Source organism: Pseudomonas sp. HD6422 (assembly GCF_025377065.1).
Classification (GTDB): Bacteria; Pseudomonadota; Gammaproteobacteria; order Pseudomonadales; family Pseudomonadaceae; genus Aquipseudomonas; species Aquipseudomonas putida_U.
In genome coordinates this window covers 1-8,292 of sequence record NZ_JAHWIW010000067.1, presented here as the reverse complement: position 1 = coordinate 8,292, position 8,292 = coordinate 1, and the positions used below count along the sequence as shown (strand labels likewise).

The window sequence follows — 8,292 nt, the reverse complement described above, 5'->3', positions numbered from 1 at the left end:
CAGCTGTCTCCAATAGAGTATGAGAAACGCTATTTCCTGAGCTTGGAGAGTGTCTAGGAAACCAGGGGCGATTCAGACTGGCCCAGGCCGCTGTAGTCGAAGACTGTTACCTGAAAGCCTTGCGTGACCAGACTATCGAGGAACAGGGGATCCCAATCATCCATGGTACCTCTATAGCGAACGAGCAAGACCAAGGGCTTGCCAGCGCCTATCGTGCGGTAAGCGAGTCGGCGATTGCTGGCATCAATGAAACGAGTTTCTGCTTCAACGCTTTTGATCGAGGTGGACATCGGGCCTGCTCCTTGGTGTGGTGTGGTCTAATCCTGAGGGTTAGTTGCCCGAGGCGGTATGTCGTTTATGGTTGTTTTTCAGGACGTAGTGGCTTTGTCTCCGCTTGCGAAAAGCTGATTTGAATGACCGCTTAGGGTCCAGGCTGTGTGAAAACCCAAACTGCTCTTGGAAGAACGCGAGCGTACGTGAAATCTGTCAAAGCTTGGCTATTCAGGTTACCCAGAATTCGCGTAGAAGCGCGAAATTCTGGCTGTTTTTCAACCAGCCAGATCGCGCCGGAGGTTTTCACACAGCCTGGGTCGATTCCTGCCGGTCAAGACATACCCGTGCGCTGGTCATACCCGATGAAAAAAGGCTATTCAAGTCGAATGCAAATAGCAGGTCAAATCAGTGCAATTACCCACAAGGCTGCGCAGCATCGAAGGCATTAAAGGTCTGGTTGTTGTGGGTCACGCTGGTGAAGGTACCTTCCTTACACAGGCCGTACAGGGCCACGTCATCGATTCAAAGGGGACAGATTTATTTTTGTGACACTCGCTGATGAAACATAAATGTTTGGCCTGCCCCGCGTCAACGGACGTCAAGAGGCGATGTTCGAGTCGTTCTCAAAGTTATGTTGTTCACTCGAACATCAACTTCTAAAAAGGGGTAGGGCATGAGCAAAAAGGGCCTTCTGCTGGTGCAGAAGACCCTTATCAAAAACGAGACTTCATTTCTGCTCAAGTGCAGTAATCGAGGTGCCCGCAATGAAAATCGAAGCGGCGAGCAGACCCAAGTCTTTCAGCAAGAACTGGCCAGGCACCACGGAAATCGCAGGGAAGCCGAGGCTTGGTTCGAACACGCCTGGGGTGGTCAGCATGAATGAAAGCGTCGTTATGAACAGGCCTGCGGAGAGCAATCCGCCCAAGGCCGAGAACTTTGCAGAAAACATCCGACCGGCAATGAGTAGGCCAATGGATACCTCCAGAACCCCCAGAAAGTTGGAGAAACCTTGGACGCTCATGAGGTTGTACACCCAGTAAAGCAGCGGGCTGTTGCTGACGAAGCCATGAATCCCATTTGCCTCATAGCCTGTAAACTTCATGCCTCCAAACCAGAAGTAAATGATGGCCATGGCCACGTAGATGCCTACAACGCCGGTGCGGGTGACGTGCTGGCCCAGCCCTCTGTTCAGAAGGCGGGTGGCGATGGGGCGGTCAGTGATAGAGGTGTTCATGAGCGATCTCCAAGAAAGTGTGTTGCAAGGGCCTGCTTATCAGGGGGCGTACGGCGCACTTCCTATCGAAGCAAGCAACGCCGTTTGAGTACGGGGTCATGATGCAATGGAGAGTCGTTCTTTTGGGCGCAAATGGTCTAGAATTTGCTGCAGATAGTCCAAATCAGAGCGTTTGCACAAAGCGTTTAAGCAGAAAACATCAGCATCTTGCTACCAGCCCTCGCCACGCGTACTCCCTGAAAAGCTACCTGAGATGACCTATCCCAGCATATCGAGAGCTTGCCAGCGGATAGCTGCGGCATCATCGACCGCCGGAGCTTGAGGATCTACGTAGGTTACGTGCTCACGCACCAGACCATTGGCCTGGAGCAAGTTGGGGATGGCGTCTGGGATGTTATTTTTGGTCCCATCATCCTGGGTACAGTCGATGTGCGGGATGCTATTGATGGTTATGTAACACTCAAGGTGTTGTCACATATTTGAGTGTCCCGCGACCGGGTTATAAAAAATCAGATTTCTCCCCTTCCTTGTAGTCCATTTCCCAAAGATACTTCCCACACATGTTTTCCGTTGCGGTCCTACACACAAGCGTCTTAGTCTCAAACCGTCGTCACCCACCGACGACACGGCTTTGACAGGCCGCGACGAGATACATTTGTATGCATCACAGCCGCTATGGTGGCTGTGCATGGGGCACGCTTGCGTGCGCCGGAGCTTCATGTATCCGCCGGTCTGTCAACCCATGTACAGCTGCCACCTAACTGTTTGACAGCAGTTCGGTGGCCGCACGACTAACGGATGCATGACATGCTTAAACTCGTTCCTGATCCTCCTCGCAAGAGCAAACTCCGCTTACACAACTTCGTACCCGACGAATACCGCACCCTCTGCGCGGAAACCGTCGCCCACCAGGCCCTCCTGCTGCAATCCCACACACCGGCCATGTTGCTGAACATAACGTCAAAGCACGCACCAGACACCCAGCGAAAGCCGGTCAACCCAGCGTTGGCACACATCCCGATTCCAGCGAATCCTCAAACGTTGCACTGAGCCGAAGCAGGTTTTGTCTGGCAGGGCCTCTTCGCGGGCAAGCCCGCTCCCACAGGGTTTTGCGGTGCTTGTTGGAGTTCTGCGTTGAGCATGTGGGCACGCGGATCGCGTGACTTCCAGCCCGGGCATTCCAATAGCTTCTACTCATCCGCATCGACACCAAGTTTCGCCTGGTCTGGCTCCAGTGCTGGCGAACCAGCGTTCCCCTTGGGCGGCGTAACTTGACAAACCGGGCGTCGCACCTGCGGGCGTTGGTTTGCCATGGCCACGAGCCGAGGCGCTGGGGCTAGCCCAGGCACCTAGATAGTCAGGGAGATACAACCATGTCCACGGACGATAACGACAGCAAAACCACTGTCGGCAAGACCAGGTTTTACCAAGGTGAAGGCCAAACCCAACCCCTGTTCTGCGTCGAGCCTGGTATTCCCTGCCAGCACGCGCACGAGCAGGCGTCGGAATTGATGGGCTATGTGCGTGACTTGACCCTCAATGGCCTGATGGAGGAGGACTCGTCTTCGCTCTGGGCAGCACACTATCTGAGCGCGTTGGCCAAGGCTCTGATGGATGATGCCGAGTTGGGGATGATGCGCTAGGCGCAGGGCAATAGTTGCGCTGAGCAAAAAGGGGACAGCAAAAAGGGGACTGATTTATTTCTCTCGCTCCTTCTAACCCCCTCCGCCGCACTCTGAATGCATAACCGGTAGCCTGGTGCCTGTTTTACACGTACGGAGGCTTTCAATCGGCACGATATTGCCGATTTACGCCATGTGCACTTTGTTAATCAGCAATAAAGTGCTGATTAACGGTGTGGCGATGCCGCCCACGCGGACGACGAAGAGGGCTGGAGAGCGCAGGGGTTATTTTAATTGGAGCGCAAACTTCGCTGAATCGGTGCGCAATGCAGCCTCTCTACCCGTGAATAACCTGGATAAGCGACTCGTGGAGTGGGGACTGCGATGAAAAAGCTACAGCCTGAAGAACGCGCTCAGCGCGTAGAGGATATCGTCAATCGCAACGCCGCGGGGCTCGATGCAATTGGGACATCCATCCGCCGCCTGCGGCTCGAAGTCACCGGGCTTGACCAGGAGACCTTCGCGGCCATGTGCAGGATATCCAGGAAAAGCTTGTACGAACTTGAGAGCGGGAAGTCGAATCCGAAACTCAGCACCTTGGAGGCTGTGCTGCGTCTCTATGGCGTGCGGATGGGTATGGTGATGACTACCACACATAAGCCCATTGCAACGGTCGTCGGCAACACTGTCGGCCCGTTGAAGGCCGCTGAGCCAAGCGCGGCGGCCACGCGGCCGGCGGCGAATCTTTCGCCCCCGGCCGGCTCCGTGGTGGCCGGACCAAAGCGTGGGAAAAGCCCTGCGGTAGCCAAAGCGAAGCAGGCAGTGTTGAGATCGGCATCGCCACGCGCACGTAAAAGCAGTCAGGAAAAGTGAGTTTGGCGTGGGATGCAAATCAACGCTGGACCGGTCCCGCGACAACGAACGCCAACAGCCGACCATCCACCTTTCAACCCCAAAGCTTCGCAGCCTGCGGCACCCCGCCATACCCATAAGCCGTAGCCCGCACATCGATCAGGTGAACGTTCGAATGCGGGTGGACATTCCCGATGCGCTCCGAGAGCAATTCATACGACTCACGCTGATACCGCCGTTTCTGCTCCACCGTCGTCGTCTCGTCGGTGATCGTGACCTCCAGGCGAAAGCTGTTTCGCCCCAGGCTCTCAAGTGAGTCACTGTCGATGAACCACAACCCTGGATCGACGAACCGAACGATCACCATCGTTTGCGATGGCTGCTTGTCCAGAATACGGGCAGTCAGTTCAGTCAGCTCGTGGCTGAGGCGCGACGCCAGCGTAGCATTGGGCGCGCCGGATAAGGTCAAGGTGATACCAGGCATTTGGGTGATCCTCGTGAGTGATGTGCCTGTAACGTAGCCTTTGAACAGGATCCTAAAAAGCGGGAATATCAGGCCTCATCTTCCTGCTTATCCGGAACCTGCATGTACCACCTCGATCTTGCCCAGCTCCACCTCTACTTGGCGGTCTGCGATGCCGGCAGCATCTCTGCAGCCGCGCCGGGCCTGTTTCGCTCAACCTCCGCCATCAGCGAGCAATTGCGTAAGCTGGAAGACGCAATCGGCGTCGACTTGCTCATCCGAGGCAAGCAAGGCGTTCGCCCGACCCCTGCAGGTGAACGTCTTGCGCGCCACGCCAGGCAGCTCCTCACCCTCGGCGAGCGGGCGCTGTCCGAGGTTCGCGGCGAACAGTTCGAAGGGGAGATACGCCTGGCGATCACCGATTACTTCCGCCCCGACGACATTGCAGGCCTGCTGAAAAAACTCCGTGAATGGCACCCGCGGCTTCGACTCCATGTGGTGATGAAGAAGAGCCTGGAAATGGATCAGGCCAATGACTACCTGGATATCGGCTTGGCCATGCGTTTCAACGAACGCTTGCCCACGGCCAACACCTTCGAGGTGAGGCAGGAACCCCTGCAGTGGGTAGCCGCTGCAGGCTGGGTTCCAGAGCCTGGGCAGCCGCTGCCACTGCTCGCGATCAGCGGATGTGGATTGTCGGATTACAGTTGCCAGGTATTGGAGCGCGCCCGCATCGACTACGAGATCGTTTACTCGACCTCCGGTGTGGCGGGTTTGCAATCGGCATTGAGGGCAGGGCTTGGCATTGCGTGCCTGAATGCGAGTGCCATACCGAACGGTGTGGAACCCTACAGGACTGGACTGCCTGCGTTGGCGCAGGCCAGGTTCTTGCTGCTTCCGCCGCGCAAGGGGGAATCTGAACTGGTGGAAAATGTGCGGCGATTGTTGCAGGGTTATCTGGCGTAGGGATCGGGACAAGGTGTTCAAAGATTCGGCCTTGTTCCGGGAATATCCGGATTGGCTTCTCAGGTCAGGAAAACGCTATGACTGATGAAAAACAGGATGATCGCCCGGTTTACCAAGCAGCCTGCCATTGCGGCACTGTACGGTTTGAACTGCGTTTGACCGACGGTCTGCGTACCGCGCGCAGGTGCAACTGCTCGCTCTGCCGTATGCGTGGGGCCGTGGCGGTGTCGGCCAATCTGGGCGATATCACTGTCACCCAAGGGGAAGAGGCGCTGACCCTCTATCAGTTCCATACACGGGAAGCCAAGCACTACTTCTGCTCGAAGTGCGGCATCTACACCTTTCACCAGCGCCGTTCTGCGCCGGACCAGTATGGGGTGAATGTTGCGTGTATCGAGGGGAAGAGTCCGTTTGATTTTGCAGAGGTGGTTGTGAGTGAAGGCCGTGACCATCCTAAGGATCGGGAAGGTGGAGGGACGGGTATCGCGGGGTGGGTGCGGTTTGAAAGTAATCCGGAGTGTGGTCGAGGGTGATCGCTAAACAGGCGGGCCCTTTGTCTTTGGAAAATGGATCTGTCCCTGTTTTTCCCCAATTGCTGCCTCAGCATCAGTGATGCCACAATGCCGTCGCACGCCTTGCGCACTAAAACGATAAGCGCGATTCGGGGACTATCATTATGCGCAGCCTCTGTTGCTCTTCTAGCACGCAAAGCCCGCCGGAGAGACTTCTGTGGGTTCGGCTGCGTCGATTGCTGTACTTCGGGCTGTTCTCGGTTCAAGCTGCGTGGGCGAGCCCGGCCAACCAGTCCGATGGCGCCTTACAGGTCATTGATGTACAGCTACGTTGGATGCACCAGTTCCAGTTCGCGGGTTACTACGCTGCCATCGCCCAAGGCTATTACCGGGAGGAAGGCTTGGATGTGCGCTTGCACGAGGGTGGCCCCAACGTTACGCCGGTCCAGGAAGTGCTCGCTGGGCGTGCGCAATACGGCGAAGCCAACAGCGAACTGCTCTACGCACGCCTGAACGGAAAGCCGTTGGTCGCGCTGGCGGTGATTTTCCAGCATTCCCCCTCCGTGCTCCTGGCGCGTATCGACCAGGGTGTTCGCACCGTGCACGATTTGGTCGGCAAGCCGGTCATGCTGATGGATGCACAGACCGATGCCGATTTTCTCGCGATGTTCCGCAGCGAGGGTATCGCTCCTGAGAAACTGAACTTGCTACCCAGCAGTTTTCAAGTCGACGACCTGGCCAACGGCAAGGTGGCGGCGTTCAACTCGTACCTGACCAACGAGCCTTTCCACCTGCAACAGCGCGGCGTGGAATACAACGTTATCTCGCCCGCCACCTATGGGATCGATTTCTACAGCGACGTCCTGTTCACCACCCAGGCCGAGATCGACGAACATCCGCAGCGGGTCGAGGCCTTCCGCCGCGCAACGTTGCGCGGCTGGCGCTACGCGATGGATAACCCCGACCAGGTCATAGACCTGCTGCTCGATCAGTATGCAGTGAAGAAAAGCCGGGCCCATCTGGAGTTCGAAGCTAACGCGATGCGTCCACTGGTGGTATCCGACCTGATCGAGATCGGCCATATGAATCCAGGGCGCTGGCAACGGATGGCGGAAACCTTCCTCGAGCTGGGCATGGTCAGCGATATCAAAGGTCTGGAGAACTTCATCTATGATCCCAATCCGCCTCAGCTCGTCGAGCGGCTGCGCAAGACGATCCTGCTGATCAGTATCGGTTGCGCGCTGGTTTTGCTGTTCACGCTGGTGTTGTTGAACACTCAGCGCCATTTGCGCAAAGAGATCAAACTACGCAAGCTCGCCGAAGAAGAAGTCCACAAGCTGGCCTTCTACGACAGCCTGACAGGTTTACCCAATCGCAACAGTTTCATTCCTTTCACCAGTCAGAAACTGCTCGATGCCAAGGGCCGGGGAGAGCATCTGGCGCTGTGTTATATCGATCTGAACAACTTCAAGCAGATCAATGACTGTTTCGGCCATCAGGCAGGCGATGCCATCCTGATCCATGTAGCTTCGGCGATCAAAGCCCATATTCGCGACTTCGAAATCGCCGCGCGCATGGGCGGTGACGAGTTTGTCTTGCTGCTCGGCAGCGCGCATTGCAGAAGCGAAATCCAGCGCATCACTCAAGAGATCTGCAAGGCCATTGCCCGGCCCATTCCTTGGAAGAACAGCGAGATCAACGTCAGTGCCAGTCTAGGGTTGGCCTGGTATCCGGAAGATGGTGAACACCTCGACGACCTGATTTTCAAGGCCGATACGGCGATGTTCCAGAGCAAAGCCGGTGTCGCTGCCCAGGCATGAAGCCACCTACGTGCCGGTCTCCGGAGAGGGGCGTTCCACGGCGGTGCATTTGATTTCTACCAGCAGCCCAGGTCGCGCCAATTCACTGACCCCGATGCAGGTCCAGGCACAGGTGCACCTGGGAAAGACTTGATCCTTCACCCGTCTAAACACTGCCATGTGGCGGGACATATCGACGTGATAAGTGGTCAGGTCGACGACGTCTTCAAAGGTGCAGCCGCCGGCGTCCAAGACCAACCGAAGATTTTCCCACGCGGCCAAGAACTGCTGCTCAGGGTCTTCGATCACTGATAATGCTGGGGTGCGGCCGACTTGACCGGCGCAGTAAAGCGTTTTTCCTACCTTCACTGCTGGTGCATAACCCGCTCGCTCGCAGAGCAATTTCATGTCATCTGGAACGATGATTTGACGATCCGTCATGATTTGGGCGCCCACATTCATCGGTTTTCTCCGCGAGATACCCTGTACTTTAATGCGGGGAGGGATAGCGAGGCGTGCGAACAGCGAGCCCTTACGCCGGCCTGTCTTGCTGCTCGATGTAGCGCCGAAC

The 8,292-nt window shown here is 56.5% G+C and carries 9 protein-coding genes and 1 pseudogene; 6 read left to right on the top strand and 4 right to left on the bottom strand.

Annotated elements, in window-relative coordinates; genetic code table 11:
• Window positions 1-53: 53 nt before the first annotated feature.
• Together KY379_RS26835 and KY379_RS26830 are read right to left on the bottom strand one after the other, a co-directional pair.
• Window positions 54-290, bottom strand: a complete 237-nt coding sequence (locus KY379_RS26835) for an alpha/beta fold hydrolase (protein WP_261242565.1) — start codon at window positions 288-290, stop codon at window positions 54-56.
• Window positions 291-1,000: 710 nt separating this feature from the next.
• Complete coding sequence (locus KY379_RS26830; RefSeq protein WP_261242564.1) at window positions 1,001-1,507, bottom strand: YkgB family protein; 507 nt, start codon at window positions 1,505-1,507, stop codon at window positions 1,001-1,003.
• Window positions 1,508-1,673: 166 nt separating this feature from the next.
• Between KY379_RS26830 and KY379_RS27565 the strand changes: the two are divergent.
• From KY379_RS27565 to KY379_RS26820, 3 genes and pseudogenes are all read left to right on the top strand, one after another.
• Window positions 1,674-1,990 (top strand): annotated as a pseudogene (locus tag KY379_RS27565) (IS481 family transposase); the annotation flags it as partial.
• Between the two features lie 890 nt (window positions 1,991-2,880).
• Entirely contained in the window at window positions 2,881-3,150 is a 270-nt protein-coding gene (locus KY379_RS26825) for a DUF3077 domain-containing protein (RefSeq protein ID WP_196174332.1), read from the top strand.
• Between the two features lie 363 nt (window positions 3,151-3,513).
• Window positions 3,514-4,002 carry a helix-turn-helix transcriptional regulator gene (locus KY379_RS26820; protein WP_261242561.1) on the top strand — a complete coding sequence of 163 codons (489 nt, stop codon included), beginning with the start codon at window positions 3,514-3,516 and terminating at the stop codon, window positions 4,000-4,002.
• 73 nt (window positions 4,003-4,075) lie between these two features.
• Here KY379_RS26820 and KY379_RS26815 read toward each other — a convergent pair whose 3' ends face one another.
• Window positions 4,076-4,465, bottom strand: coding sequence for a tautomerase family protein (locus KY379_RS26815; protein ID WP_261242553.1), 390 nt, complete (start codon window positions 4,463-4,465; stop codon window positions 4,076-4,078).
• Between the two features lie 102 nt (window positions 4,466-4,567).
• Here KY379_RS26815 and KY379_RS26810 point away from each other — a divergent pair, with 102 nt between their 5' ends.
• The 3 genes from KY379_RS26810 (at window position 4,568) to KY379_RS26800 (ending at window position 7,742) form a co-directional block, all read left to right on the top strand.
• Window positions 4,568-5,410 (top strand): LysR family transcriptional regulator, encoded by an 843-nt coding sequence (locus tag KY379_RS26810; protein ID WP_261242546.1) that lies wholly within the window; start codon window positions 4,568-4,570, stop codon window positions 5,408-5,410.
• A 77-nt stretch (window positions 5,411-5,487) separates the two neighbouring features.
• Window positions 5,488-5,943, top strand: a complete 456-nt coding sequence (locus KY379_RS26805) for a GFA family protein (RefSeq protein WP_261242539.1) — start codon at window positions 5,488-5,490, stop codon at window positions 5,941-5,943.
• 314 nt (window positions 5,944-6,257) lie between these two features.
• Window positions 6,258-7,742, top strand: coding sequence for a GGDEF domain-containing protein (locus tag KY379_RS26800; protein WP_261242537.1), 1,485 nt, complete (start codon window positions 6,258-6,260; stop codon window positions 7,740-7,742).
• 6 nt (window positions 7,743-7,748) lie between these two features.
• Here the strand turns inward: KY379_RS26800 and KY379_RS26795 are convergent, their stop codons facing one another.
• Window positions 7,749-8,162 (bottom strand): RidA family protein, encoded by a 414-nt coding sequence (locus KY379_RS26795; RefSeq protein ID WP_261242567.1) that lies wholly within the window; start codon window positions 8,160-8,162, stop codon window positions 7,749-7,751.
• Window positions 8,163-8,292: the final 130 nt, after the last annotated feature.

Bases quoted from the DNA above. Each gene is read 5' to 3' on its own strand.
- KY379_RS26835 (WP_261242565.1), bottom strand. From the start codon at position 290: ATGTCCACCTCGATCAAAAGCGTTGAAGCAGAAACTCGTTTCATTGAT.
- KY379_RS26830 (WP_261242564.1), bottom strand. From the start codon at position 1,507: ATGAACACCTCTATCACTGACCGCCCCATCGCCACCCGCCTTCTGAAC.
- KY379_RS26825 (WP_196174332.1), top strand. From the start codon at position 2,881: ATGTCCACGGACGATAACGACAGCAAAACCACTGTCGGCAAGACCAGG.
- KY379_RS26820 (WP_261242561.1), top strand. From the start codon at position 3,514: ATGAAAAAGCTACAGCCTGAAGAACGCGCTCAGCGCGTAGAGGATATC.
- KY379_RS26815 (WP_261242553.1), bottom strand. From the start codon at position 4,465: ATGCCTGGTATCACCTTGACCTTATCCGGCGCGCCCAATGCTACGCTG.
- KY379_RS26810 (WP_261242546.1), top strand. From the start codon at position 4,568: ATGTACCACCTCGATCTTGCCCAGCTCCACCTCTACTTGGCGGTCTGC.
- KY379_RS26805 (WP_261242539.1), top strand. From the start codon at position 5,488: ATGACTGATGAAAAACAGGATGATCGCCCGGTTTACCAAGCAGCCTGC.
- KY379_RS26800 (WP_261242537.1), top strand. From the start codon at position 6,258: ATGCACCAGTTCCAGTTCGCGGGTTACTACGCTGCCATCGCCCAAGGC.
- KY379_RS26795 (WP_261242567.1), bottom strand. From the start codon at position 8,162: ATGACGGATCGTCAAATCATCGTTCCAGATGACATGAAATTGCTCTGC.